We start from the raw sequence: 24,075 nt of genomic DNA, 5'->3' as shown, positions 1-24,075 counted from the left end.
GCAACCGTGGAGTAGCTGGGTTATCGGCACGCATGTGAGCCTTTAAGCAATCCGGAATTCGAATCCACCCGTTAGGGGGAGAGTGCGTTGGGCAATGGTTGGCGCACGATCAGACGTCGCATGATCACGCCGGACGTCTCCGAGACGTCACTGGACAAGCGCGGTTTCCACAAGAAGAGCCCGGCCGCTCAAGAATTGCTGGAGACCGTCGGTGAGAAATTCCTGCTCGGCTACGCGCACGCGGTCGAAGCACGGTCCGTCGGTCAGGCGGAAGAATGGCTCGAACAGATTCCGGTGAAATACCGCGGCTTCGCCTACGAGGGCGCGGGAATGGGGTACGGGATGCTGGACGGGCTGCCGGGCGGCGGCCGCCGTCACATCGAGGGCTTCCTCGACGGCCCCGGCGAGAAGCACGACTACATCATCTACGTCGGCGTCGGCTGGGCGATGGCCCGTCTCCCGCGCTTCCGCTGGCCGTCCGCCGAGGACTTCGACCCGTTGCTGCGCTGGCTGGTGCTCGACGGCTACGGCTTCCACCAGGCCTACTTCAAGACCGCGAAGTACGTCGACGGGCAGTTCCAGGACCCGGACTTCTCCTGGCCGCCCGGAAACGACGGCTACTCGCTGCGGGCGATCGACCAGGGCATCGGGCGGGCGCTGTGGTTCATCTGCGGTACCGACGTCGACCTGGTCGCCGACACGGTCGCGCGATTCCCCGAGCACCGGCACGGTGACCTCTACGCCGGCATCGGGCTCGCCTCGACCTACGCGTGCGGCGTCACCGGCGACGAACTGCTGAAGCTGGCCGAGTTCGCCGGTGAGCACCGCGGGAACCTCGCCCAGGGCAGTGCTTTCGCCGCCGAAGCCCGGGTTCGCGCCGGTCTGCTGATCCCCGAGACCGAGGTCGCCACGCGGGCGATCTGCGGGCTGCCGGCCGAGCGGGCCGCGGCCATCACCCAGGAGGTGCGCCCGGCGACCGTGGTCGACGGCGAACTCCCGGCATTCGAAACCTGGCGACAGCGCATCGCCACCGAGGTACTCACTTCTGGAGGTGCAGGGAAATGACCGCGACCTTGGGCTGGCTCCGCAAGCAGCTTGCGGGCATCGTGGCGCTGGTGCTGATGGCGGGACTGTTCGTGGTGGCGCAGCTGCCCACGGTCTCGACCGCCGAAGCCGACACCATGGCTTCGAAGTACGCCTTCGAGCCGCTGACGATCGCCTTGCCGGAGGCGGCGAAGAGCCAGTCGATCCGGACGGTGAACAAGGACTACGAGCACATCCGGGCCTGGATCTCCTCGGTCGGCGCCGCGATCGCGGTCAACGACCTCGACGGCGACAAGCTCGCGAACGACCTGTGCTTCGTGGACCCGCGCAGCGACCAGGTCGTCATCACCCCGACGCCGGGCAAGGGCGGCGACCGCTACGCGCCGTTCGCGCTCGACGCGGCACCGCTGCCGATGGGCAAGTACATCGCACCCATGGGCTGCGTCCCCGCCGACTACAACGAGGACGGCCGGGTCGACCTGCTGGCCTACTACTGGGGCCGCACCCCGATCCTGTTCCTCTCGAAGCCGGGCGCCACGAAGCTGGAGCCGAAGGCCTACGAGCCGGTGGAACTGGTGCCGGGCAACAACTCCAAGAACGGCGAGTACTCGGGTCCACTGTGGAACACCAACGCCGCCTCGGTCGGTGACTTCGACGGCGACGGCCACCAGGACATCTTCATCGGCAACTACTTCCCCGACAGCGCGGTGCTGGACGACCGCGTCTCCGGCGGGGTCGAGATGAACAAGTCGATGTCGCACGCCGACAACGCCGGCGGCAAGTACATCCTGCGGTTCACCGGCGCCACCCAGGGCGCGAAGCCGAGCGCGACCTTCGCCCTCGACGACAAGGCCATCCCGGCCGACTCCCAGGGCGGCTGGTCGCTGGCGGCCAGCGCCACCGACGTCGACGGGGACAACCTGCCGGAGCTCTACATCGGCAACGACTTCGGTCACGACCGGCTGCTGTACAACAAGTCCCGCCCCGGTCACGTCGAATTCGCCGAGGTGAAGGGCATTCGCGGGCCCAACGAGCCGAAGTCCAAGGTGATCGGCAACGACTCCTTCAAGGGCATGGGCGTCGACTTCGCCGACCTCGACCACGACGGTCTCTACGACCTGTACGTCAGCAACATCACGACGTCCTGGGGTATCGAGGAAAGCCACTTCCAGTTCATGAACACCGCCAAGGACACCGCGGATCTGCGTGGCCGTCTGCAGGGCGGCGAGGCGCCGTGGGTGGACCGCAGCGCGCAGGCGGGCACCGCCTGGTCCGGCTGGGGCTGGGACGTCAAGATCGCCGACTACGACAACAGCGGCGAATCGGTGATCACCCAGGCGACCGGTTTCGTCAAGGGCGACGTCAACCGCTGGCCGCAGCTGCAGGAGCTGGCGACGTCGAACGACGAACTGCTGAAGCACCCGTACTTCTGGCCGAACATGGTCGCGGGTGACGACGTCGGCGGCGACCACACGCTGCACTTCTGGGCCAAGAGCTCCGACGGCCGCTACACCGACCTGGCCCCGCGCCTCGGTCTCGCGGTCCCGGTGCCCACCCGCGGTATCGCCACCGGTGACGCCGACGGCGACGGCAAGCTCGATTTCGCCGTGGCCCGCCAGTGGGAGCAGCCGATCTTCTACCGCAACGTCAGCCCCGGCACCGGGTCCTACCTGAACCTGAAGCTGGTGCACGACAAGGCTTCGGCGGACGGCCCGCTGAAGGCGGCGGGTACCGCGGCGATCGGCGCGCAGGTCACCGTCGTCACCCCCGACGGCAAGAAGTACATGGACCGCGTCGACGGCGGCAGCGGCCACTCCGGCAAGCGCAGCCACGAGATCCAGATCGGGCTGGGCAAGGTCACCGGGCCGGTGAAGGTCCACCTGCAGTGGCGCGACCTGACCGGGCAGATCCGCACGCAGGAAGTCCAGCTGACCCCGGGCGACCACACGTTCCAGCTCGGCGCTCAGGCTAAGGAGAAATGACCGTCATGGCTGAGCAGACACTCACGGCACCGAAGAGCAACAAGACGATCACGGCGCTGCGCCGGTTCGCGATCTCGATCACGATCTTCAACATCATCGGTTACACCGTGCTCGGTTTCGAGCAGCCCTACACCTATCCGTTCATCGCGCTGGCCACGGCGTACGCCACGGAAGTCCTGCTGGAGATCATCGGGGCCCGCGCCCAGGGGCGTGACGTCCGCTTCCGGGGCAACGGTTTCAAGGGACTGGTGGAGTTCCTCTTCCCGGCGCATATCACCGGTCTCGCGCTGAACATGCTCACCTACGTCAACGACCAGGTGCTGGTCATGATGTTCGGCGTGGTGGTCGCCGTCGGCGCCAAGTGGGTCCTGCAGGCCCCGGTGCGCGGCAGGCTCCGCCACTACATGAACCCGTCGAACTTCGGCATCACGATCATCCTGCTGGTGTTCCCCTGGGCGAGCATCGCGCCGCCGTACCACTTCACCGAGCAGGTCGACTCGTGGGTCGGCTGGCTGATCGTCGGCATCATCATCGTCTCCGGCACCGTGCTCAACGCGATGCTGACCCAGCGGATGTGGCTGATCGGCGCCTGGCTGATCACCTTCGCCCTCCAGGCGATCATCCGCGGGTGGATGTTCGACACCGCGATCCCCGGCGCGCTGGGGATGATGACCGGGGTGGCGTTCGTGCTCTACACGAACTACATGGTCACGGACCCGGGGACGACCCCGTCCAAGCCCGCGTCGCAGATCCTGTTCGGTTCGGGGGTGGCGCTGGCGTACGGGTTCTTCATGGTCGTGCACGTGGCCTACGGCCTGTTCCTCGCCACCGCGCTGGTCTGCCTCATCCGCGGGATGTTCCTGTGGGGCCTGCACTTCTCCAAGAAGGCCACCGAGAAGTGGGAGGCCGAGCAGGCGAAGTCCGCCGAGGTCACGTCCCTGCCCAAACCGGCCGGGAAGCCGGAGACGGAAACCGGGGCCGTGGCGGCATGACCCCCGGTGCGGAAAGCAGCCGGGCGGCGCGTCTCGCGCCGCCCGGCCCGCCGCGCCGGGCGACGTTCGGTCTGCTGAAGAAGCTCTTCACCGACCGGCTGGCGCTCATGTCGGACTCGGCGGAGGCACACGGGGACGTCGTCCGGATCGCGATCGGTCCCAAGACGATGTACCTGGTGAACCACCCCGAGCTGGCGAAACACGTGCTCGCGGACAACGCGGCCAACTACCACAAGGGAATCGGCCTCCAGGAGGCCAGGCGGGCGCTCGGCGACGGGCTGCTCACCAGCGACGGCGACGTCTGGAAGAAGCAGCGCCGGACCATCCAGCCGGTGTTCCAGCCCAAGCGGATCGCGCGGCAGGCCTCGGTCGTCGCGAACGAGGTCGAAGGACTCGTGAAACGCCTGCGGGACACCGAAGGACCGGTCGAGATCCTGCACGAGATGACCGGGCTGACCCTCGGCGTGCTCGGCAAGACGCTGCTCGACGCGGATCTCGGCGGGTTCACCTCGCTGGGCCATTCGTTCGAGGCCGTGCAGGACCAGGCGATGTTCGAAGCGGTGACGCTGAGCATGGTCCCGCAATGGGCTCCACTGAAGAAACAGCTGCGCTTCCGGGAATCGCGGGACGACCTGCGCCGCATCGCCGACGAACTCGTCGAGCAGCGGCTGGCCAACCCGGTGGAGAACGGCGAGGACGTGCTTTCGCGGCTCATCGCGACCGGCGGGACCCGCGAGCAGATGCGGGACGAGCTGATCACGCTGCTGCTGGCCGGGCACGAGACGACGGCGAGCACGCTGGGCTGGGCGTTCCATCTGCTCGACGAACACCCGGAGATCGCGGCGAAACTGCGTGCCGAGGCCGATTCGGTGCTGGGCGACCAGCTGCCGACGCACGAGGATCTGCACCGGTTGCCGTACACGGCGAGGGTCGTCGAAGAGGTCATGCGCCTGTACCCGCCGGTGTGGCTGCTGCCGCGGGTGGCGCAGGCCGACGACGAGATCGGCGGCTATCACATCCCCGCAGGCTCCGACGTCGTCGTCGTGCCCTTCACCCTGCACCGGCATCCGGATTTCTGGCCGGAGCCGGAGAAGTTCGATCCGGACCGGTTCGACCCGGACCGGCCGAGCGGGCGCCCGCGCTACGCCTACATCCCGTTCGGCGCAGGGCCCCGGTTCTGCATCGGCAACAGCCTCGGCGTGATGGAGGCCGTTTTCGTGCTGACGATGGTCCTGCGCGACCTCGAACTCAGGAAGCTCCCGGGCTACGACGTGGTTCCCGAGGCGATGCTGTCGCTCCGGGTGCGCGGCGGGCTGCCGATGACCGTGCACACCAGGAACAGGAGGTAGGTTCCGTGGATTCGGACGAACAGGTCGAGGTGTCCACTTTGGAGGCCTACGCGGACACCATCGTGCCGGGGGAGAAGCGCTTCCCCGATGATCACGCCATCGCCGGCGCTTCGCCGGGACCGGGCGCGGTCGTGGCCGGCGCGCTCGAACTGCTGCACACCGAGGCGACCGGGGTGACCGTCGGCCTGCCTTATCTGGCGCAGTCCCTCAACGAGCACGCGAAGGTCTACGCCAAGGAGCACGACGTCACGCTGGACGAGTCGCTGCCGCCGTTCGTCGCACTGTCCTTTCCGGACAGGACGGCGCTCGTGCGGTCGCTGACCGCGCCGGGACATCCGGAGAAGGACGGCTGGGTCAGCCTCGCCTTGTTCTGCAACATGTCCTTCGACAGCGCGGCGCACAAGCACACCGCCGAAGCGATCGCCGAAGGCCACCCCGGCCTGCTGGCGATGGGATACACCGCGCCGGACGAAGACGGTCTGTGGCGGTTCCCGAAGTTCTCCTACCGGCGCGAGCTGGCCCGAGTCCACCCCGACACCACGCCTTCCGGGAGCCCCGCATGACCGCCTACGACAAGACCGACGTCGTCATCGTCGGCAGCGGGTTCGGTGGCTCCATCCCCGCCTACCACTTGGCCGCGGGCGGGGCGAAGGTCACCGTGCTGGAACGCGGGCCGTGGCTGGAGACGAAGGAGTTCGAGCACGATTACCTGCTCGGCTCGTCCTACACCCGGGCTTTCGACTTCGTCGTCGGCGACGGGATGAGCGTGCTCGGCGGGAACTGTGTCGGCGGCGGCAGCGTGGTGTACTTCGCCGCGATGCCCCGCGCGCCGAAGTTCGTGTTCGAACGCCACGGCAGCATCGGCCGCCGCATGTGGCCTTCGGCGCTGACGCGTGACACCCTGGAGCCTTGGTACGACCGGGTCTCAGAGTCGCTTCCGGTGTCCACACAGGACTGGAACGACGTCTCGTACGCGGGCGGGCTGTGGGCCGCATTCTGCAACCACTCCGGCCGTACCGCCAACCCGGCGCCGGTGGCGGTGGACAACGACCGCTGCGTGAACTGCAACTTCATGATGGCGGGGTGCCGGTTCGACGCGAAACGCTCGCTGCTGACCAACTACCTGCCCGCGGCGCTCGCGCACGGCGCGAAGATCCGGCCGCTGCACGAGGTCCAGCGGATCGAGCGGATCGACGACGGCGACTACCGCGTGCACTTCACCATCGTCGACGACGAGGACTACCGGCTCCAGTCCGGCAGCGGGACGATCGACGCGAAGGTCGTCATCATCGCCGCGGGCGCCGGCGCGACTCCGGTGATCCTGCAGCGTTCGGAGGCGGCATTGGGCACCATGCCGCACGCCGTCGGCCGGTACTTCTCGGGGAACGGGGAGCGGCTCAACACCGCCATCATCAACGAGGAACGCGTCCGCGAGGTGCTCGGGCTGTCCCGTGAGGACGGGAAGGTCTACGAGGCCAACCACATCGGCAAGGGCCCGACCGTGGCGAACTGGGACAAGCTCGACGGTTCACTGCCGGAGTACGAGCGGTATTCGCTGGAACAGCTGTACTTCCCGCCCGGGCTCGGCACGATCCTCGCGCAGGTGCCGGACGGCGACGAACCACGCTGGTTCGGGGTGCAGAAGAAGGAGATCCTCAAGAAGTGGGCCTCCTGGCTGACCATCTTCCTGATGACCGAGGACGACAACGAAGGCGTCTTCGGCGCGCCGCCGCCCACCGGCAACGCCTACCGCATCTCGCAGCAGATGCTCGGCCGCGGCCCGCTGAAGTACGACCCGACGCCGAACACCCGCCACGGCTGGGCGCTGGCCGACGCCGAGTGCAAGGAGATCCTCGAGAAGGACGGCCTGGCGAAGGTGGCGCCGTGGACCAACGACGTCGTCGGCGCGTACACCGTGCACCCGCTGGCGTCGTGCCGGATCGGTGACGACCCGGCGACCTCGGCACTGCACCCGAACCACGAACTCCGCGACCATCCGGGGATCTTCGTGACCGACAGCGCTTCCGTGCCGGGCGCGCTGACGGTGAACCCGGCGATGACGATCGCGGCGCTGGCCGAGCGTTCGGTGCCGGGGATCGTGCGGGCGTTGCAGGCACGCGGTGTCGACGTCACCTACGGCGCCCCCGCTCCGGACGGTTCCATCACCGGACGGCGAGCGGTCGGCAAGCTGTCGCTGGTGGCCGGGAGCTGAGCATGGCACCCGCGCTGGTGAGGCTCGCGCTGCGGCGCGCGATACGCGAAGTCCGGTACGTCCGGCCGGTTCCCTTCGGCCGGGCGACCGGGCTCGTGCGCGACGTCTACAGACGGCTGGAACGCGACTTCGGGATGCTGGCCCCGCCGGTCGCGCTGCATTCGCCGTCGCCGGCGGTACTCGCGGCGAGCTGGGTGATGCTGCGGGAGTCGCTGGTGGCGGCGGGGGAGACGAGCCGGGCGGACCGGGAGATCGTCGCGACGCTGGTGTCGCGAGGGAACTCGTGCCCGTACTGCGTCGAAGTCCACGGGATGGCGCTGGAGTCGCTCGGGCGCTCTTCGGAGGCAGCGGCGATCGCCGAGGGCCGTCCCGTCGCGGATCCTCTCGCCGGGCCTTTGTCACCTGGTGCCCGGTCGGAGCTGACCGCGGTCGCGTTCACGTTCCATTATCTGAACCGGGTGGTGAGCGTGTTCCTCGGACCTTCGCCGCTTCCGTCGTCCGTGCCGGATTCGGCGCGTGCGAAGGCGAAGGCCGTCTTGGGGCGGTTCCTGCGGCCGGTGACGGGGGCTTCGCCGGGAGAGTCGTTGGACCTGCTGCCGGTGGGCTCCCGGGATTTCGCCTGGGCCGCGGGTAATCCGGTGGTCGAGGACGCGTTCTCTCGTGTGTCGTCGGTGTTCGACGCACTGGCGGTGCCTTCGGTGGTTCGGGAGGTCGTGGATCGAGAACTGTCCACTTGGGACTGTTCGCCGCCGGGGTTGAGCCGGTCTTGGGTGGACGCCTTCGACGATCCCGCGGTCCGGTTGGCCTTGGTGGTCGCGAAGGCGCCCTATCAGGTGGACGACGCTTTGGTGGCGGCCGCGGGGCTGGGTGATCGGGAACTGGTCGAGTTGGTGGGGTGGGCGAGTTTCACGGCCGCGGCCCGCGCCGTTTCGCTCTCGAGCGTGCGGGCTGTTGAGGGCAAGGCGGAGAGCACGGCCGACTAGGCCGGCCGGCGCAACCCAGCCGCCTTTGCTTTCCCTCAAGAGGATTGGGCGGCGCGATGATCATGCCGACCATCCAGCACCGGTGTCGCGAAAGCCACTTTCGAGACATCTGGTGTCCCGAAAGTGGCTTTCGCGATATCCCGCCGCGCTCAGCCGGCCGGGCAGACGGTGTCCGGCGCGGGAAGCGACCCGTCGAGCAGGTAGGTGTTCGCCAGGCCCCGGACGCACCCGCTCCACGGGTAGGCGGTGTGCCCGATCCCGTCGTAGGTGAGCAGCGTGGTCTTGGTGGGCAGCTGACGGTGCACGTTCGCCGCCCACGCGTGGCCGGTCGCCGGATCGTGCTTCGGGTTCGTCAGGAGGATGGTCGGCGTGCGCGGGTCGACGCGGGCGGGCGCCGGCGGGTTGTTGACCTCGGACGGCCAGCCGACGCAGCCGAGCCAGGCTTCGCGCAATTCGGTGGAGTAGCGCATGTTCGGCGCCGCCGCCCGTTCCGCGGCGACGAGCCGGTCGAGCTGTCCCTGGTCGGCGACGCGCATGTCCCAGTCCTGGCACAACACGGGCAGCCGTCCATTCGAGACGGTTTCATCGGAGACCGTGGCGGCCGGGGAATCCGGCTGTGCCTTGGGAGTCCCGATGTGGAGACTGGCCAGGAACCGGCCGAGGCCCACCACGTCGGCCCGGCTGAGATTTCCGTACGCGGTCTGGAGGACGTACCAAGGGGAGCTCGGGTTGGTGGGTTCACCCTCGTACAGCTTGCCTTCGTCGGCCGCGGCGAGCAGTTCCCGCCAGCGGGCGAGCACGTCCACGCCGTGCAGCGCGCACTCCGTCGAAACCGAGCACCAGGAGGCGAACTCGGCGAGCGCGTCCTCCGCGGCCCCGGCCGCCGTGGCGGCGAAGTCTGTCAAACCGAGACTGTGATCCATGTTGCCGTCCAGGACCGCGGCACGCAGACGGTCGCCGTGCTGCCGCGCGTACTGCTGCCCGATGAGGGAGCCGTACGAGACACCGAAATAGCTGATCATCGGTTCGTCGAGGGCGATGCGGAGATCGTCCAGATCGTCGGCCACCGCCCCGGTGTCGACGTGGTCGAACAGCGGGCCGCTGCGGGCGCGGCAGTCGTCGCGAAGTGCCCGGTTGCCCGCCACGAGCCTGTCGAACCCTGCCTGATCGCGAGGTGTCGCGGCGGCGAGTCCTCGCACGAGCCCGCTCGCGCACTGGATGGGCTGACTGGCCCCGATACCCCGAGGATCGAATCCGACGATGTCGAAGCGCGCGCGGATCTCCTCCGGGAACAACGCTTCGCTCTTGAACGCGAAGTCGACGCCGGACGCTCCCGGCCCGCCCGGATTCACGACCAGCGCACCGATCCGGCGCCCCGGATCGGTCGCGGGAATCCGCGCGACCGCCATCCCGAAGGAGCCCTTGCCCGGATCGGCGCGGTCGATGGGCAGGGTCAGGGTCGCGCACTGGGCGGTTTCGTGGTCCGCGCACTGGGCCCAGGCGAGCGCGGAGGACGCCGCCGTCGCCGGGGCCGCGGTGGAGAGGACGAGCGCGACGGCGGCCAGTGCGATCGTGGTCTTGCGGGTGCTCATCCGCCCACGCTAGCCACAGTGGACAGTGCCCGGCACTGGCCGATCGGCCTGGATCACTCGGCCAGATGACCGATCCCGGTCAACAACTTGAGAGAAGACTCCGCGTCCGCCCCCGGTTCATGCTTGACCGGACTGCGCGAACGGACGGCGGCCGCGTATCTGGGGACAGAGCCGGCGCCGGGACCGGATTCCGTGACTTGAGTGGTTGAGAGCTAGGGGAGTGCGGTGGCATGAGCGTTGAGCGGATTTCGATTGTCGGTATCGGTCTCCGATACCCGGACGCCGGTTCCCCGGAAGAGCTGTGGGAGAACGTCCTCGCCGGCCGCCGGGCGTTCCGGAGGCTGCCCGACGAGCGGATGAACCGCGAGGACTACTACTCGCCCGACCCCAAGGCACCGGACCGTTTCTACGCCCAGAAGGCCGCGGTCCTCCGCGACTGGGAATTCGACCGGATCAAGTACAAGGTCGCGGGCAGCACGTTCCGCTCGACCGACACCACGCATTGGCTGGCCCTCGACGTCGCGGCGCAGGCGCTGGCGGACGCGGGCTTCCCCGAGGGCGAGGGGCTGCCGCGCTCCGCCACCGGCGTGGTCATCGGCAACAGCCTCACCGGCGAGTTCTCGCGGGCCAACATCATGCGGCTGCGCTGGCCGTACGTGCGCCGCACGGTCGCGGCGGCACTGGCCGAGCGCGGCTGGGCCGACGGCGACACCGCCGAGTTCCTCCACGATCTCGAAGCGCAGTACAAGGCCCCCTTCCCGGAGATCGACGAGGACACGCTCGCGGGCGGGCTGGCGAACACGATCGCCGGCCGGGTCTGCAACTTCTTCGACTTCGGCGGCGGCGGGTTCACTGTGGACGGTGCCTGCTCGTCGTCGCTGCTTTCCGTGGTCACGGCGGCGAACGCGCTTTCGGAGGGCGACCTCGACGTCGCGATCGCGGGCGGTGTCGACTTGTCGATCGACCCGTTCGAGGTGATCGGTTTCGCCAAGACCGGCGCGCTCGCCAAACGCGAGATGAAGGTCTACGACGCCGATTCCAACGGGTTCTGGCCCGGCGAGGGCTCCGGAATGCTCGTGCTGATGCGCGAGGAGGACGCGATCGCGCAGGGCAAGCGGATCTACGCCACCATCGGCGGCTGGGGTGTCTCGTCCGACGGCAAGGGCGGCATCACCCGTCCCGAGGCGTCGGGCCACCGCCTCGCGCTCAAGCGGGCGTACGACAAGGCGGGTTACGGCGTCGAGACGGTTTCCTACTTCGAGGGCCACGGCACCGGCACCGCGCTGGGCGACGCCACCGAGATCGAGGCGCTCTCCACCGCCCGCCGGGACGCCGATCCGCTCGCCGAACGGGCCGCGCTGAGCACGATCAAGGGCAATATCGGCCACACCAAGGCCGCGGCCGGGGTCGCCGGGCTGATCAAGGCGACCTTGGCGGTCTACCACCAGGTCATCCCGCCCGCTACCGGCCACTTCGAACCGCACGAGTCGCTGGTCGGCGACTCCGCGCGGATGTACGTGCCCGCCGAGGCCGGGTTGTGGCCTTCGGACCAGCCGGTCCGCGCCGGTGTCTCCGCGATGGGTTTCGGCGGTATCAACTCGCACGTCACCGTCACCGAAGCGCCGGGCGCGGCCCGGCGCAAGGAACTCGACGAGCGGACCAGATCGCTGGTCGCCGGACGGCAGGACAGCGAACTGCTGCTCCTCGACGCCGACGACGCCGCGTCGCTGCGCGGCCGGGTGACCGGTCTGCTGGAGGTCGTGCCGAAGCTCTCGTTCGCCGAACTCGCGGACCTCGCGGGCACGATTTCCCGTGAACTGTCGGGGAAACCGGTCCGCGCGGCGATCGTCGCGGCCGGCCCGGACGACGCCGAGCGCAAACTGGCCAAACTGCTCGACCTGCTCGGTGAAGGGGAGCCGGAAGTCTTCTCCGCCAAGGAAGGCATCTTCGCCGGCTCGCACGCCCATACCCCGAAGATCGGCTTCCTGTTCCCCGGCCAGGGTTCCGGGCAGGGCAGGGTCGGCGCGGTGCGCAAACGCTTCGCGCACGCGGACGACATCTACCGCGCCGCGAACCTGTCCACCGGCGCCGACCAGGTCGCCACCGACGTCGCGCAGCCGCGTATCGTCACCGGTTCGCTCGCCGGGCTCCGCGTGCTGAAGAGCCTCGGCATCGAGGCGGGCACCGTCGCGGGGCACAGCCTCGGAGAGCTCACCGCCCTGCACTGGGGTGGCGCGCTCACCGAACGCGAAGTCCTCAAACTGGCCAAGATCCGCGGCAGGGTGATGGCGACCGCCAGCGACGGGAACGGTGCCATGGCGGCGATCTCGGCCACGCCGAGCGTCGCCGAGGGGCTCGCCGATGGCGAAGAGGTCGTCATCGCGGGCTACAACGCGCCCGAGCAGACCGTCCTTTCCGGACCGGCGGAGGCGATCGACCGCGTGGTCGCCCGTGCCCGCACGGAAGGGGTCACCGCCGCCCGCATCAACGTCTCGCACGCCTTCCACTCGCCCGCGGTCGTCCCGGCCGCCGAGGCGATGACCGAGGAACTCGCCGCGTTCGACTTCGCCCGGCTCGACCGGCCGGTCGTCTCCACGGTGACCGGTGACGTCCTGCACGCCGCCGAGGACCTGCGCGATCTGCTGCGTGACCAGGTGGTCCTGCCGGTCCGCTTCCGTGAGGCGGCCGCGAAGGTCGCCGAGCGCAGCGATCTGGTGATCGAGGTCGGCCCCGGCCGCGTGCTCACCGGCCTGTTCGGGACGATCGCGCCCGGCACCCCGGTGCTTTCGATCGACACCGACAGCCTGACGCTCGCCCCGGTGCTGAAGGCCGCCGGAGCCGCGTTCGCGTTCGGCGCCGACCTGGAGACGTCCGCGTTGTTCGACGGCCGCGTCGTGCGGCCGCTGCCCGCGGACGGCGAATTCTCGTTCCTCGCCAGCCCGTGCGAGGCCGCGCCGTCCATCGGCGCCGTCCTGGCCCGCGACCGGGTCGCCGAGCCTGCCGAGGCGGCCGCCGGAACGGCTTCGGAAAGCGGCGGCAGCAGCACCCTCGACCTGCTGCGCAAGCTCGCGTCCGAACGGGTCGAGCTGCCGCTCGAAGCGGTCACCGCCGACACGCATCCCCTCGACGATCTGCACCTTTCGTCGATCACCGTCGGCCAGCTGGTCAACGACGTGACCAGGGCGCTCGGCCGACCGGCGCTGGAGGGCATGCCGAACTTCGCGACCGTGTGTCTCGGCGAACTCGCCGAGATGATCGACGAACTCGCGCAGACCGCCAAACCCGCGGACAGCAACCAGGCCGAGGTCGCCGGGGTCGGGCCGTGGGTCCGTCCGTTCGCGGTCGAGTACGTCGTCGCGCCGAAGCCGTCGCCCGACCTCGCGACCGGTATCTCCACCGCCGAGTGGACGGCGTTCGCCCCGGCCGGCCATCCGCTGGCGGAGCCGCTGCGCGCGGCGCTGGCCACGGCCGGTCTCGGCGACGGTGTCCTCCTGTGCCTGAACGCGGACAGCGGTTCCGGCGACGTCGGCCTGTTCCTGGACGCGGGCCGCGCGGTGCTGGCCGCCCCAACGGCACGCGGTTCGTCGTGGTGCAGCACGGCCTCGGCGCCTCCGGCCTGGCGAAGACGCTCCGGCTGGAGGACCCGTCGGCCCGCACCACGATCGTCGACCTCGCCGACCTCGCGCCGGTCGATCCCGAGGCGCTCGACGCCGCGGTGTCCACTGTGGTCACCGAAGTGGCGGCGACCACCGACTTCAGCGAAGTCCGTTATGACACCGCGGGTGTCCGCACGGTGCCGAAGCTCGCCGCGCTGACCCCGGCCGAGGCCGAAGGCACCCCGCTGGACACCGGCGACGTCCTGCTCGTCACGGGCGGAGGGAAGGGCATCACCGCCGAGAGCGCGTTGGCGCTGGCCAAGGATTCCGGCGCGAAACTGGCGCTGCTCGGCCGCAGCGACCCGGCCGACGACGCCGAACTTTCGGAGAACCTCGGCCGCATGGCGGCGGCTGGCATCAACTACCGCTACGAGCGCGCTGACGTCACCGACGGAAGGCAGGTCGCCGACGCGATCGGCCGGGTCCAGGAGGCGTTCGGCCCGGTCACCGCGGTGCTGCACGGCGCGGGCCGCAACGAGCCCGCCGCGCTGTTCTCCCTGACCGAGGAGAGCTTCCGCAAGACGCTGGCGCCGAAGATCGGCGGTCTCCACGCCGTCCTCGACGCCGTCGACAAGGACAAGATCAAGCTGCTGGTGACCTTCGGCAGCATCATCGGCCGGGCGGGCCTGCGCGGTGAGGCTCACTACGCCACGGCCAACGACTGGATGACCGAACTGACCGTGCGGTTCGGCCAGGAACACCCGCGGGCCAAGGCGATCGCGCTCGAATGGTCGGTCTGGTCCGGGACGGGGATGGGCGAGAAGCTCGGTGTGGTCAGCGCTCTGATGCGCGACGGCATCACCCCCATCCCGACCGAGGAGGGCATCGAGATCCTCCGCCAGGTCGTCGGCGACCCGGCCGCCCCGTCGGTGCTGGTCGTCTGCGGCCGGACCGCCGGGCTGGCCACCCTGCCGGTGGAGAAGCGCGAACTGCCGCTGACCCGCTTCGTCGACCGCGCCGTCGTGCACTATCCGGGGGTCGAGCTGATCACCGAGGCCGACCTGTCCGCGGGCAGCGACCCGTATCTGGCCGACCACCTGCTCGACGGTCAGCTGCTGTTCCCGGCGGTGATCGGCATGGAGGCGATGACCCAGGTCGCCAAGGCCGCGCTGGCCGCGGAAACGCTGCCGGCGCCGGTGTTCTCCGACGTCGAGTTCCTGCGCCCGATCATCGTCTCGCCGGGCGGGTCGACCACGATCCGGCTCGCCGCGCTGGCCAGGGACGCCGAAACGGTGGACGTGGTGCTGCGCAGCGGGGAGACCGGTTTCAGTGCCGACCACTTCCGGGCCCGGCTGAGCTTCTCGCGGCCGGATCCGCTCGGCGACACCGTCGCCCGCGACGTCGCGCTGCCGCCGGTCCCGGTCGACCCGACGACCGAGCTCTACGGCACGGTCCTGTTCCAGGGCAAGCGATTCCAGCGGGTCACCGGATACCGGCGGGCCAGCGCGCGGCACGCGGTCGCGGAGATCGCGACCGGCGCCGAGGTCGACTGGTTCGCGCCGTTCCTGCCGCAGGAACAGCTCCTGGCCGACCCGGGCACCCGCGACGCGATGATGCACGCCATCCAGTGCTGTGTGCCGGACGCGACCCTGCTGCCGCAGGGGATCGAGCGGCTGTACCTTGCCGAACCCGGCGAGCAGCACCCGGAGTACGTGCTCCTCGACGCCCGCGAGCGTTCGCAGGACGGCGACAGCTACGTCTACGACCTCGACGTCCGCAACCCCGACGGGAAGCTGGTCGAGCGGTGGGAAGGGCTGAAGCTGCGCGCGGTGCGCAAACGCGACGGCGAAGGGCCTTGGGTCCCGTCGATGCTCGGGTCCTATTTGGAGCGTTCCGTCGAACGGCTGCTCGGCTCGTCCCGCGCGATCGTCGTCGAACCGGATCCGGTCGGCGTTTCCGTGGAGTCCACGCCGGAACGGCGGGCGCAGACGGCACTGGCCGCCAGCCGCGCCGTCGACGCGCCGCTCGAGATCCGCTACCGCCCCGACGGGAAACCGGAGGCCGACGGGGTCGAGGTGAGCGCGTCGCACAGCGCCGAGCTCACCCTGGCCATCGCGGGCAGCGGCCGGATCGCGTGCGACGTCGAAACGGCGATCGAACGGACGCCGGAGGACTGGGCGGGCCTGCTCGGCGAGGATCTGCTCGCGGTGGGCGAACTGCTGGCCGCGGACGCCCGTGAGCCGCTTTCGGTGGCGCACACCAGGGTCTGGAGCGCGCTGGAATGCGTGCGCAAGACCGGGGACATGTCGCAGGCGCTGACCGTGCACCGGGTCGACCCGGACGGCTGGGCGGTGCTCTCCCACGGCGCCGCTCGCATCGCCACCTGGGTGACCACCGTCAACGACCGGACCGATCCCGTCGTCTTCGCCGTGCTCCAGGGAGAGGAAAGCTGACATGGCCGACTACTACGAGATCCTCCACACGGTCGGATTCGAAGAGACCAACCTGGTGGGCAACGTCTACTACGTGAACTACGTGCGCTGGCAGGGCCGGTGCCGCGAGATGTTCCTGAAGGAGAAGGCGCCCGCGGTGCTCGAAGAGGTCCGCCACGACCTCAAGCTGTTCACGCTCAAGGTGGACTGCGAGTTCTACGCCGAGATCACCGCGTTCGACGAGCTGTCCATCCGGCTGCGGCTGGAAGAGCTGACCCAGACCCAGATCCAGTTCACCTTCGACTACGTCCACCTCACCGCGGAAGGCGAGCGGCTGGTGGCCCGCGGACGGCAGCGGATCGCGTGCATGCGCGGCCCGAACACGGCCACGGTGCCCAGCCGGGTGCCCGAGCAGTTGCGTGAGGCGCTGGCCCCGTACGCGGTCGACGGCAAGGGGGAATGACGTGGGCACGCTGGAGGAACCTTCGCGGCCGGTGCTGAAAAGACTGCCGACACCCGCCGCCCGGCGCCGGTTGTCCGCGCAGGCCGGCCTGCGGGAGGTGATGGGCCAGTTCGCCACCGGGGTCACCGTGCTGACCGCCGGGGGCGAACGGGCGCACGGGATGACCGCCAACGCCGTCACCTCCGTGTCGCTGGAGCCGCCGATGGTGCTGTGCTGCGTTTCCCGCGCGGCCCGGATGCACGAGGCGATCGTGACGGCGGGCTCGTACGCGGTCACGGTGCTGGCCTCGGACCAGAAGGAACTGGCGAAGTACTTCGCGGACTGGCGCCGCCCGGCCGGGCTCGCGCAGTTCGACTCGGTGGACTGGACGGCCGGGCCGCAGACCGGCGCCCCGCTGCTCGACGGCGCGCTGGCGTGGCTGGAATGCGAGCTGGCGGAGGTCTACGAAGGCGGTGACCACTCGATCTTCCTCGGCAAGGTGGTCGCCTCCAGCCGCGGCACCGCGCAGGACTCGCTCGTGTTCTACAGCGGCGGCTATCACCAGATCGACGGCCGCATACGGGCATCGGCCTGACAGGGAGAGGGAATGCCATGACCATCGACGAATCCGCCACGCCCGCCCCGGCGCCCACCACCGAACGGCCGCCGGTGGTGACCACGATGCCCCGGCTCGGACGGGGGGTGTGCTGGCGCGACATCGTGCGCGAGATCGAACTCGACGAGCTCGAGCGCGAGGCCCGCATGAGGGAGGCGGCGTGACCCTGCAGGGCGATCCGGGCGCTCAGCGCACGGAGGACTCCGAGGTGGTGCCGCTGCCGGAAGACCGGCTGCGGCGCTCCCGGATCCCGAGGCCGACCGACGGGCAGGTGATCCCGCTCGCCCGCGGTACCGAACCGGTGCATCCACCGGAACCGACGATGCCGTTGCTGCGCACCCAGCGCGACGAACTGCGCGAACATATCGTCGACGGACGGCTCGACGGCGTCCGCCGGCAGCACTCGCTCGGCAAGCACACCGCGCGCGAACGGCTGGATCTGTTGCTGGACCCCGATTCCTTCACCGAGGTCGAGCTGTACCGGCGGCATCAGGCGAGCGGGCTCGGGCTGGCGGAGAACCGGCCGTACACCGACGGCGTGATCGCCGGCTCGGGCACCATCGACGGACGGCGCGTGTTCGTCTACGCGCAGGACTTCACCGTCTTCGGCGGTTCGCTCGGCGAGGCGCACGCGGCGAAGATCCAGAAGGTGATGGATCTGGCGATCGCCACCGGCTCGCCGCTGATCGGGCTCAACGACAGCGGGGGAGCGCGGATCCAGGAAGGGGTCATGGCGCTCAACGGCTACGGCGGCATCTTCCGCCGCCAGGTCGAGGCGTCCGGTGTCATCCCGCAGATCAGCGTGGTGCTGGGCCCGTGCGCGGGCGGGGCGGCGTATTCGCCCGCGCTCGCGGATTTCGTCTTCATGGTGCGCGACACCGCCCGCATGTACCTGACCGGGCCGGACGTCGTCGAGACCGTGACCGGGGAACGGGTCAGCCACGACGAACTGGGCGGCGCGGACGTGCACGGCGCGTCGTCCGGCGTGGCGACCGTGGTGCACGACGACGAGGAGACCTGCCTCGCCGACGTCCGGTACCTGGTGTCGCTGCTCCCGTCGAACTACCTGGAGCCCGCGCCCCGCGAGCCGTCGCAGGACGCGGGCAAGGACCGGCGGCCGCGGTTCGCCGAACTCGTCCCGGTGGAGCCGAACAAGCCCTACGACATGCGTGACGTGTTCTCGGAACTGGCCGACGACGGCGAATTCTTCGAGCTGCACGAGCGATGGGCGCAGAACGTGCTGTGCGCGCTCGCGCGGGTCGACGGGCGCGTGGTCGGCCTGGTCGGCAACCAGCCGGTGGTGTTCGCCGGCGTGCTCGACGGCCCGGCTTCGCAGAAGGCGGCGCGCTTCGTGCGGTTCTGCGACGCGTTCAGCATCCCGCTGGTGACCCTTGTGGACGTTCCGGGCTTCCTGCCGGGCGTCGAACAGGAGCATTCCGGGATCATCCGGCACGGGGCGCAACTGCTGCACGCGTACTGCGAGGCGACCGTGCCGCGTGTGCAGGTGATCCTGCGCAAGGCGTACGGCGGCGCGTACATCGTGATGGACTCGCGGTCCATCGGGACCGATCTCTCGCTGGCGTGGCCGACCAACCAGATCGCCGTGATGGGCGCCGAGGGCGCGGTGAACGTGTTGTTCCGCAAGGATCTCGCCGTCGCGCCCGATCCGGACGCGTTGCGCGCCCACCTGGTCGCCGAGTACACCGAGGAGTTCATGAACCCGCAGTATTCGGCCGAACGCGGCCTGGTCGACGACATCATCGACCCGGCGGACACCCGGTCCGCCGTCGCCAGAGCGCTGGACATGCTGCAGGACAAGCGAAAGGCTGCGCCTCAGCGCAAGCACGGCAACCACCCGATCTGAACGGGGGAACCATGTCACCGTCCGGAATGGACAGTGCGCCGGTCTTCCGGGTCCTGCGGGGGGACCCGGAAGACGCCGATCTGGCGGCGCTCGTCGCCGTCTTCACCGCGCTGGCTTCGGCCGCGCCCCCGCCCGCGCCGCCTGCCCGGCCGGCCTGGTCGCCGCTCGTCGCGCCGACCTGGCGCACCTCGGTGCTGCGCTGAGCCCGTCGCGCGTAATGGTCCGAAGTCCGTGAAGGCCTCCTTGAGGGACTCTGGGTCCCTCAAGGAGGCCTTCACGGACAGGGAACACAGGCACCGCCGAGACCCCCCACCGCCCGAAGAAGCCGACAGCGTTGCCTGATGTCGCGAAAGCCACTTTCGCGACGTCTGATGTCTCGAAAGTGGCTTTCGCGACGTGTCCTCACGCGAGCCGTCGCGCGGCCTCGGTCTCCCGCCGAGGTGGATACGTACTGTGGCAGGTGTGCACGGCGACGTAGAGGATCCCTCCGTCGACCACGGTCTCCAGCTCCGTTCGCTCCCCAGGCTCGAACGGGCCCCCGCAGGCCGCGCAGGTCCGCTGGCGTTCCGCCGCGCTCATTGCCGGTCCCGCTGCTCGGGGACCGCGGGGTCGGGCCACGACAGGCCCAGCAGGTCGACGTCGAGCTCGTCTTCGGCGTAGATCTCATACGGGTCGAGACGTTCGGTCATGGCGCGCTCCTTGGGTTTCGGGGTACCACAAGGGCACTACCGGCACCCCGCCACCGGCGACTTTTCCTTTGCTCATCGGGGCGCGCCGGCGTCCTCGAGCACGTCACGACCGGCTCCCGATCGGACGGGGCCATCCTTGGTTGTCAAGTGAGTCTTTCATCCGAGGCCGGGAGGAACATCATGACGGCGCAGGTGCGAATTTGGGTCGTGACCGATGATCTCGACCCGAGCGGGGCCGCCGAGGCCGACGCGACGGCGTTCGTCCCGGAGCCGAGGCTGGCCGCCGAAAACGATTTCCCGGCCGAGCACATCGTCCTCGGCTACAACTAGCGCGACCGGCACGGACAGCACGGACGAAGAAGACCGCCGGGTACAACGCGCGCGAAAATGAAGATCGCCCGCGAACCGGCCAGACCACGAGGAGGCCTCCGGATGGCTATGCGCCTCCAGCTCACGTCGGGTTTGCAGGTGCTGGAAGAATGGGCGATCAATGCTCCGCAGGCCGACCGCAATGTTATCTACGAAGCGCTGTTCGCGGTAGCCGACGGATCCGCTTTTCTCATCTACGACATTTTCGGAGATGGCCGTGATCCGCATCAGTTCATCATTCTGGTGAAACACGATCTGGTCATCCGGATCGGGCTCAAGCGGACCGATTCCTCGTTCGAGATCGTCTACATCGGCGCGCTGGAGCACGGTACACCCGCCGCGGCTTGGGCGGACGACGTCGACGGTTCCTGAGCCGGTACCGCTGAACGGCCCAGTCCGCGCATCGGTACCGGCAGCCTTTCGTACCAGTGGATCATGTGTTCCTCACCTTGACATCGTCCAGTTCGGCGTGAAATTCTGCGAGTGTTTGCGGATGGGGAAATTCTGCCGGTCTGGAATTGCGGTTGTCGAGATCTGGAGGCATGAAAGATGTCATCTCCTGAATTCCCGGGATTGGATGTTTCCACACGGGTACGCGCGCGTGACATTCAGATGGCCGGGGTCGCCGACGTCCGCCGGAGGGTGCTGATGATCTCCGGGGCGATCGACACCACCGAGCACGACATCTCGGTCAGCGTCAATCTCCCCGAACCCGGCCGGTGGCAGGTGATCAAATCCGAGACCAATCTGACCGACAAGACCTGGGTCGCGATGCAGGTCGTCACCGACGAGGACTCGACGTTCGTCAACGACGCCGACACCCTCGTGCTTTCCCGCCAGTTCTCGAAATCCTTCATGACGCCGGATCAGCGCCGTCTCACCTTCTACGACGGTGAGGTCCGGCCCGGCGAGGCCGTGCTGAAGGTGTACTCGCTGGACGCCGGCGGGCGGAAGCCGACCTACTCCTATTCCCGCTACAGCCCGATCGCCACCGACACCGCCGAGCAGTCGCAGCAGACACTGGACGAACTGATCGGCAACGGGATGAAGCAGCGCCCCGTGATCGAGCTGATCGTCCCGGTGACCGTGATCGGCTGAGCACGCCGGTGATCACCTTCGTCCCGGAACCCCATCTGCTCGAATCGCCGCGCGGACGGGAGTGGCCCGTTCTCCCCGGCGCCCTTGCGGCGCGCACCTCCGAACCGCCGCCCGCCGCCGACGTGGTCATCGTCGGGGCGGGCCCGGCCGGGCTCGCCGTCGCTTCCGCGTTGTGGCACCACGGCGTCCGCGACCTCGTCGTCGTCGACCGCGACGGCCGTCCCTGCGGCCGGTTCTTCGACCGCGTCGATCTGCTCGGCCAGCGCGTGCTGCGGTCGCCGTACGAACACCACCCCGGTGTCGAGGGCTACCGCGACTGCGAACTGCTGGACTTCGCGCGGCTGCACTGGGCGCTGCTGACCCCGGTGGAGCGCCGGGAGATCCGGATGGCGCAGGCCGGGCATCGCTCCGTGGTTCCCGTCGACGTCTTCGAGGCCTATTGCCGTCATCTGGCCGCGAGCCACCACGTCACCGAACGGACCTGGCGCGGTTCGGTGCGCGAGGTGCTGCCGACCTCCGACGCGGTCACCGTGCGCGCCGACCGGTTCTCCGTCACCGCGCGCCATGTCGTGCTCTGCCTCGGCGAGGAGCGCCGGTCCGCGCCGGACACCTGGTGGGGTGGCGGCCATCCGCCGCGCGGCGTGAGCTACTGGGACGAACCCGTTCCCACCGCCGGGAAACGCCTCGCCGTCGTCGGCGCCGGCCTCACCGCCGCGCACCTGATCTCCAACGGGCTCGCCCAAGGGCGCGAGGTGCACTGGGTGGTCCGCGAAGCGGGCGAACGCTACCAGTGCGCCGACGTCAACTCGTCGTTCTTCCGTCCGGAAGGCCGTGCCCGCTTCGACGGGGTGAGCTGGTCCGAGCGGCTCGAACTGATGGGCCGGTTCCGGCGCGCGTCGATCATGTTCGAGTTCCGGCCGATGCTCGAGGCGGCCGAGGCCGAAGGACGGCTGATCGTGCATCGCGGCAAGGCGATCACCAAGGTGACGCCGGGGGTCGGGCTCCACCTCGAAGACGGTTCGCGGATCTCCGCGGACCACGCCGTCCTGGCGCTCGGCACCACGCCGTCGATCGGTGACGGCCTGATGCCCGGCGAAGCCGTTCTCGATACCGGCGGCTGGCCGCGGCTGGACGAACGCACCTTCGCCTACGAGGGCGCGCCCCGGGTCTTCGCCGTCGGCGCGGCCGCGGGGATGGCGCTGGGCCCGGCCGCCCGCAACATCGACGGCCATCGTGTCGCCACCGCGCGGGTCGCGGCGGCCGTCGCCGGGAACCTGCGCCGGGACACCCCGCTGCGGACGGTCACGAAGGACGTCGCCCGTGTCTGAGCCCTACGACTCCCGTTTCACCCTGCCGTCGATCGACGACGCGCCCTCGACCGAGTCGGGGGTGATCCTGCTGGGCCTGGACGCCGAACGCCTGCTCGCCGGGGCCGGGCTGGCCCGGCTCGCCGACGAGCCCGCGCTGGTGGCCCTCGCCGTGGACCAGGCCCGGCACGAGGCGCTCGACCTCGGCCTCGACGCGCTCGTCGAGGCCGGGATCCTCCGCTGGCGCGCGGTCCGGCCGCTGATCGAAGCAGGTCCGGAGATGACGGCGGCGGGTTCCCTGCGCCGAGAATGGGAACACGCCACCGCGCGGGTCACCGCCACGGTGACCGGGCTCGGCCCGGCATCGGTGGCGTGCCTCGCGGCCTGCTGGCTGCGTCGCGACGAGATCGACGAGTTCGCCGCGCACGGACGGGCGCCGGAAAAGGGGAGCGGTACACAGGATGTCCTATCTCGGGTCTTTGCCGACTGACGCCACACTGCTGCAGGTCTTCCGGAAGTTCCCCGCGCCCGCGGCGAAACTGCTGGAACTCCACGAACTCCTCATGCGGGCGCCGTCGGCGTTCGGCGCGGGCGAGCGGGAGCTGATCGCGGCCTACGTTTCCGGCCTCAACGAGTGCCGGTACTGCCATGGGGTCCACACCGTCACCGCGGAGGCTTTCGGTGTGCCTGAAGGGCTTCTGGCCGCCGCATTGGCCGATCTCGGCTCCTCGCCCGTGGACGACCGGATGAAGCCCGTGCTGGCCTACGTGGGCAAGCTGACGCGCACTCCGGCACGGATGACCGACGCGGACGCCGAGGCGGTGTTCGCGGCGGGCTGGGACGAGAGCGCGCTGCACGACGCCGTCCTCGTGTGCGCCCTGTTCAACTTCATGAACCGGATGGTCGAAGGGCTCGGGATCCGCGCCGACGCCGCCTACGCGAAGATCTCGGGCGTGCGGCTGAAGGAAGGCGGCTACGCCGGCCTGGCCGCGTTACTCGAAGAACCTGCCCGCTGACTGGGCCATTCGAGTGCGGGTAACCGGGTGGTGACCACGAGCGGTCACCATTCCGCGCTGAGATCGCCTCGCCACTTTCCGTCGCCGAAAACGGCGCCCGTTACTCCGTCCGGTGCTCAAGATCGCGGAAACGGAGCAGGCGAAAGGCACCTTCCGGCGTAGGTGAAAAGCACATCCCCGCGATGATGCATGGCACTGGCCGCGTACCCGCCCTGAGCAGCACGATTTCCTCATCGAAGGAACACCACCGAACAGCCTGGGAGCCATCGATGATGAACACCGCGACCGACAACGTCCGCTCGCTCTTCGCCGTCCGGGGGATCGACACCGGGTTCGCCGGGGACCAGGTCGAGCTCGTGATCGACCGGTTCGACCACTGGACCAATCAGCACCGCGGCGAGGCCTTCAGCTGTTTCACCGGCGCCTGTTGCACCGCCCCGCCGCTGGCCGAAGCGAGCTGAACGCACCCCGCCGGCCGTCACTCGCGCCCCG

General features: G+C 69.5%; 21 protein-coding genes and 1 pseudogene. 20 read left to right on the top strand and 2 right to left on the bottom strand.

The window, feature by feature from the left end; translation table 11 throughout:
* The first annotated feature begins 108 nt into the window (after nt 1–108).
* From MJQ72_RS31870 to MJQ72_RS31840, 7 genes are read left to right on the top strand one after another with little or no spacing between them, the layout of a single operon-like run.
* Complete coding sequence (locus MJQ72_RS31870; RefSeq protein ID WP_396427017.1) at nt 109–1,065, top strand: DUF1702 family protein; 957 nt, start codon at nt 109–111, stop codon at nt 1,063–1,065.
* Nucleotides 1,062–3,026: a CRTAC1 family protein gene (locus MJQ72_RS31865; RefSeq protein WP_240594703.1), complete on the top strand. Its 1,965-nt coding sequence runs from the start codon at nt 1,062–1,064 to the stop codon at nt 3,024–3,026. The genes MJQ72_RS31870 and MJQ72_RS31865 overlap by 4 nt, the downstream gene beginning before the upstream one ends.
* Complete coding sequence (locus tag MJQ72_RS31860) at nt 3,023–4,018, top strand: enediyne biosynthesis protein (RefSeq protein WP_396426890.1); 996 nt, start codon at nt 3,023–3,025, stop codon at nt 4,016–4,018. The genes MJQ72_RS31865 and MJQ72_RS31860 overlap by 4 nt, the downstream gene beginning before the upstream one ends.
* Nucleotides 4,015–5,367 carry a cytochrome P450 gene (locus tag MJQ72_RS31855; protein WP_240594701.1) on the top strand — a complete coding sequence of 451 codons (1,353 nt, stop codon included), beginning with the start codon at nt 4,015–4,017 and terminating at the stop codon, nt 5,365–5,367. Before MJQ72_RS31860 ends, MJQ72_RS31855 begins: the two co-directional genes overlap by 4 nt.
* Nucleotides 5,368–5,372: 5 nt before the next feature.
* Nucleotides 5,373–5,930, top strand: a complete 558-nt coding sequence (locus MJQ72_RS31850; RefSeq protein WP_240594700.1) for a DUF5987 family protein — start codon at nt 5,373–5,375, stop codon at nt 5,928–5,930.
* Nucleotides 5,927–7,579 carry a GMC family oxidoreductase N-terminal domain-containing protein gene (locus MJQ72_RS31845; protein ID WP_240594699.1) on the top strand — a complete coding sequence of 551 codons (1,653 nt, stop codon included), beginning with the start codon at nt 5,927–5,929 and terminating at the stop codon, nt 7,577–7,579. Before MJQ72_RS31850 ends, MJQ72_RS31845 begins: the two co-directional genes overlap by 4 nt.
* Before the next feature lie 2 nt (nt 7,580–7,581).
* Nucleotides 7,582–8,562, top strand: coding sequence for a carboxymuconolactone decarboxylase family protein (locus MJQ72_RS31840; protein ID WP_240594698.1), 981 nt, complete (start codon nt 7,582–7,584; stop codon nt 8,560–8,562).
* 149 nt (nt 8,563–8,711) lie between these two features.
* Here the strand turns inward: MJQ72_RS31840 and MJQ72_RS31835 are convergent, their stop codons facing one another.
* Nucleotides 8,712–10,154 carry an alpha/beta hydrolase gene (locus MJQ72_RS31835; RefSeq protein WP_240594697.1) on the bottom strand — a complete coding sequence of 481 codons (1,443 nt, stop codon included), beginning with the start codon at nt 10,152–10,154 and terminating at the stop codon, nt 8,712–8,714.
* Nucleotides 10,155–10,384: 230 nt separating this feature from the next.
* Between MJQ72_RS31835 and MJQ72_RS31830 the strand changes: the two are divergent.
* The 6 genes and pseudogenes from MJQ72_RS31830 (at nt 10,385) to MJQ72_RS31805 (ending at nt 19,307) form a co-directional block, all read left to right on the top strand.
* Nucleotides 10,385–16,203: pseudogene (locus MJQ72_RS31830) on the top strand (SDR family NAD(P)-dependent oxidoreductase).
* Between the two features lies 1 nt (nt 16,204).
* The gene (locus MJQ72_RS31825; protein ID WP_005154182.1) at nt 16,205–16,645 is read left to right on the top strand and encodes a thioesterase family protein; all 441 of its coding nucleotides are present in this window, start codon (nt 16,205–16,207) and stop codon (nt 16,643–16,645) included.
* Nucleotide 16,646: 1 nt separating this feature from the next.
* Nucleotides 16,647–17,219: a flavin reductase family protein gene (locus MJQ72_RS31820; RefSeq protein WP_240594696.1), complete on the top strand. Its 573-nt coding sequence runs from the start codon at nt 16,647–16,649 to the stop codon at nt 17,217–17,219.
* Nucleotides 17,220–17,236: 17 nt separating this feature from the next.
* Entirely contained in the window at nt 17,237–17,404 is a 168-nt protein-coding gene (locus MJQ72_RS31815) for a DUF6222 family protein (protein ID WP_240594695.1), read from the top strand.
* A 158-nt stretch (nt 17,405–17,562) separates the two neighbouring features.
* Nucleotides 17,563–19,104 carry an acyl-CoA carboxylase subunit beta gene (locus MJQ72_RS31810; RefSeq protein WP_396427016.1) on the top strand — a complete coding sequence of 514 codons (1,542 nt, stop codon included), beginning with the start codon at nt 17,563–17,565 and terminating at the stop codon, nt 19,102–19,104.
* An 11-nt stretch (nt 19,105–19,115) separates the two neighbouring features.
* Nucleotides 19,116–19,307, top strand: coding sequence for an acyl-CoA carboxylase subunit epsilon (locus MJQ72_RS31805; protein ID WP_240594693.1), 192 nt, complete (start codon nt 19,116–19,118; stop codon nt 19,305–19,307).
* Nucleotides 19,308–19,506: 199 nt separating this feature from the next.
* On the opposite strand, the gene MJQ72_RS31800 is transcribed toward MJQ72_RS31805, so the two are convergent.
* Entirely contained in the window at nt 19,507–19,683 is a 177-nt protein-coding gene (locus tag MJQ72_RS31800) for a hypothetical protein (RefSeq protein WP_240594692.1), read from the bottom strand.
* 290 nt (nt 19,684–19,973) lie between these two features.
* Between MJQ72_RS31800 and MJQ72_RS31795 the strand changes: the two genes are divergently transcribed.
* The 7 genes from MJQ72_RS31795 to MJQ72_RS31765 all read left to right on the top strand — a co-directional run bounded on the left by MJQ72_RS31795 (nt 19,974) and on the right by MJQ72_RS31765 (nt 24,044).
* Complete coding sequence (locus MJQ72_RS31795) at nt 19,974–20,123, top strand: hypothetical protein (RefSeq protein ID WP_240594691.1); 150 nt, start codon at nt 19,974–19,976, stop codon at nt 20,121–20,123.
* Nucleotides 20,124–20,225: 102 nt separating this feature from the next.
* Nucleotides 20,226–20,534: a DUF6235 family protein gene (locus tag MJQ72_RS31790; protein WP_016332236.1), complete on the top strand. Its 309-nt coding sequence runs from the start codon at nt 20,226–20,228 to the stop codon at nt 20,532–20,534.
* Nucleotides 20,535–20,774: 240 nt separating this feature from the next.
* Complete coding sequence (locus MJQ72_RS31785) at nt 20,775–21,260, top strand: DUF6423 family protein (protein ID WP_240594690.1); 486 nt, start codon at nt 20,775–20,777, stop codon at nt 21,258–21,260.
* A gap of 8 nt (nt 21,261–21,268) precedes the next feature.
* Nucleotides 21,269–22,588, top strand: a complete 1,320-nt coding sequence (locus tag MJQ72_RS31780; protein WP_240594689.1) for an FAD-dependent oxidoreductase — start codon at nt 21,269–21,271, stop codon at nt 22,586–22,588.
* On the top strand, nt 22,581–23,057 hold the full coding sequence (locus tag MJQ72_RS31775) for a DUF6187 family protein (protein ID WP_240594688.1): 477 nt from the start codon (nt 22,581–22,583) through the stop codon (nt 23,055–23,057). The genes MJQ72_RS31780 and MJQ72_RS31775 overlap by 8 nt, the downstream gene beginning before the upstream one ends.
* Nucleotides 23,029–23,583 (top strand): carboxymuconolactone decarboxylase family protein, encoded by a 555-nt coding sequence (locus tag MJQ72_RS31770; RefSeq protein WP_315860771.1) that lies wholly within the window; start codon nt 23,029–23,031, stop codon nt 23,581–23,583. The genes MJQ72_RS31775 and MJQ72_RS31770 overlap by 29 nt, the downstream gene beginning before the upstream one ends.
* Nucleotides 23,584–23,852: 269 nt before the next feature.
* A complete protein-coding gene (locus MJQ72_RS31765) occupies nt 23,853–24,044 on the top strand; it encodes a hypothetical protein (protein ID WP_037347770.1) in 192 nt (63 codons plus the stop codon).
* The last annotated feature ends 31 nt before the right edge of the window (nt 24,045–24,075 follow it).

Origin of the sequence: Amycolatopsis sp. EV170708-02-1, from assembly GCF_022479115.1 — a bacterium.
Classification (GTDB): Bacteria; Actinomycetota; Actinomycetes; order Mycobacteriales; family Pseudonocardiaceae; genus Amycolatopsis.
Note: the sequence above shows the minus strand (reverse complement) of the source record. Positions and strands in the feature narration are given on the sequence as shown.

Excerpts from the sequence above, each read along its gene's own strand:
- MJQ72_RS31805 (WP_240594693.1), top strand. The coding sequence starts at position 19,116 with ATGTCACCGTCCGGAATGGACAGTGCGCCGGTCTTCCGGGTCCTGCGG.
- MJQ72_RS31855 (WP_240594701.1), top strand. The coding sequence starts at position 4,015 with ATGACCCCCGGTGCGGAAAGCAGCCGGGCGGCGCGTCTCGCGCCGCCC.
- MJQ72_RS31865 (WP_240594703.1), top strand. The coding sequence starts at position 1,062 with ATGACCGCGACCTTGGGCTGGCTCCGCAAGCAGCTTGCGGGCATCGTG.
- MJQ72_RS31770 (WP_315860771.1), top strand. The coding sequence starts at position 23,029 with ATGTCCTATCTCGGGTCTTTGCCGACTGACGCCACACTGCTGCAGGTC.
- MJQ72_RS31815 (WP_240594695.1), top strand. The coding sequence starts at position 17,237 with ATGACCATCGACGAATCCGCCACGCCCGCCCCGGCGCCCACCACCGAA.
- MJQ72_RS31795 (WP_240594691.1), top strand. The coding sequence starts at position 19,974 with ATGACGGCGCAGGTGCGAATTTGGGTCGTGACCGATGATCTCGACCCG.
- MJQ72_RS31785 (WP_240594690.1), top strand. The coding sequence starts at position 20,775 with ATGGCCGGGGTCGCCGACGTCCGCCGGAGGGTGCTGATGATCTCCGGG.
- MJQ72_RS31790 (WP_016332236.1), top strand. The coding sequence starts at position 20,226 with ATGGCTATGCGCCTCCAGCTCACGTCGGGTTTGCAGGTGCTGGAAGAA.
- MJQ72_RS31810 (WP_396427016.1), top strand. The coding sequence starts at position 17,563 with ATGCCGTTGCTGCGCACCCAGCGCGACGAACTGCGCGAACATATCGTC.
- MJQ72_RS31825 (WP_005154182.1), top strand. The coding sequence starts at position 16,205 with ATGGCCGACTACTACGAGATCCTCCACACGGTCGGATTCGAAGAGACC.
- MJQ72_RS31845 (WP_240594699.1), top strand. The coding sequence starts at position 5,927 with ATGACCGCCTACGACAAGACCGACGTCGTCATCGTCGGCAGCGGGTTC.
- MJQ72_RS31765 (WP_037347770.1), top strand. The coding sequence starts at position 23,853 with ATGATGAACACCGCGACCGACAACGTCCGCTCGCTCTTCGCCGTCCGG.
- MJQ72_RS31860 (WP_396426890.1), top strand. The coding sequence starts at position 3,023 with ATGACCGTCATGGCTGAGCAGACACTCACGGCACCGAAGAGCAACAAG.
- MJQ72_RS31840 (WP_240594698.1), top strand. The coding sequence starts at position 7,582 with ATGGCACCCGCGCTGGTGAGGCTCGCGCTGCGGCGCGCGATACGCGAA.
- MJQ72_RS31800 (WP_240594692.1), bottom strand. The coding sequence starts at position 19,683 with ATGAGCGCGGCGGAACGCCAGCGGACCTGCGCGGCCTGCGGGGGCCCG.
- MJQ72_RS31835 (WP_240594697.1), bottom strand. The coding sequence starts at position 10,154 with ATGAGCACCCGCAAGACCACGATCGCACTGGCCGCCGTCGCGCTCGTC.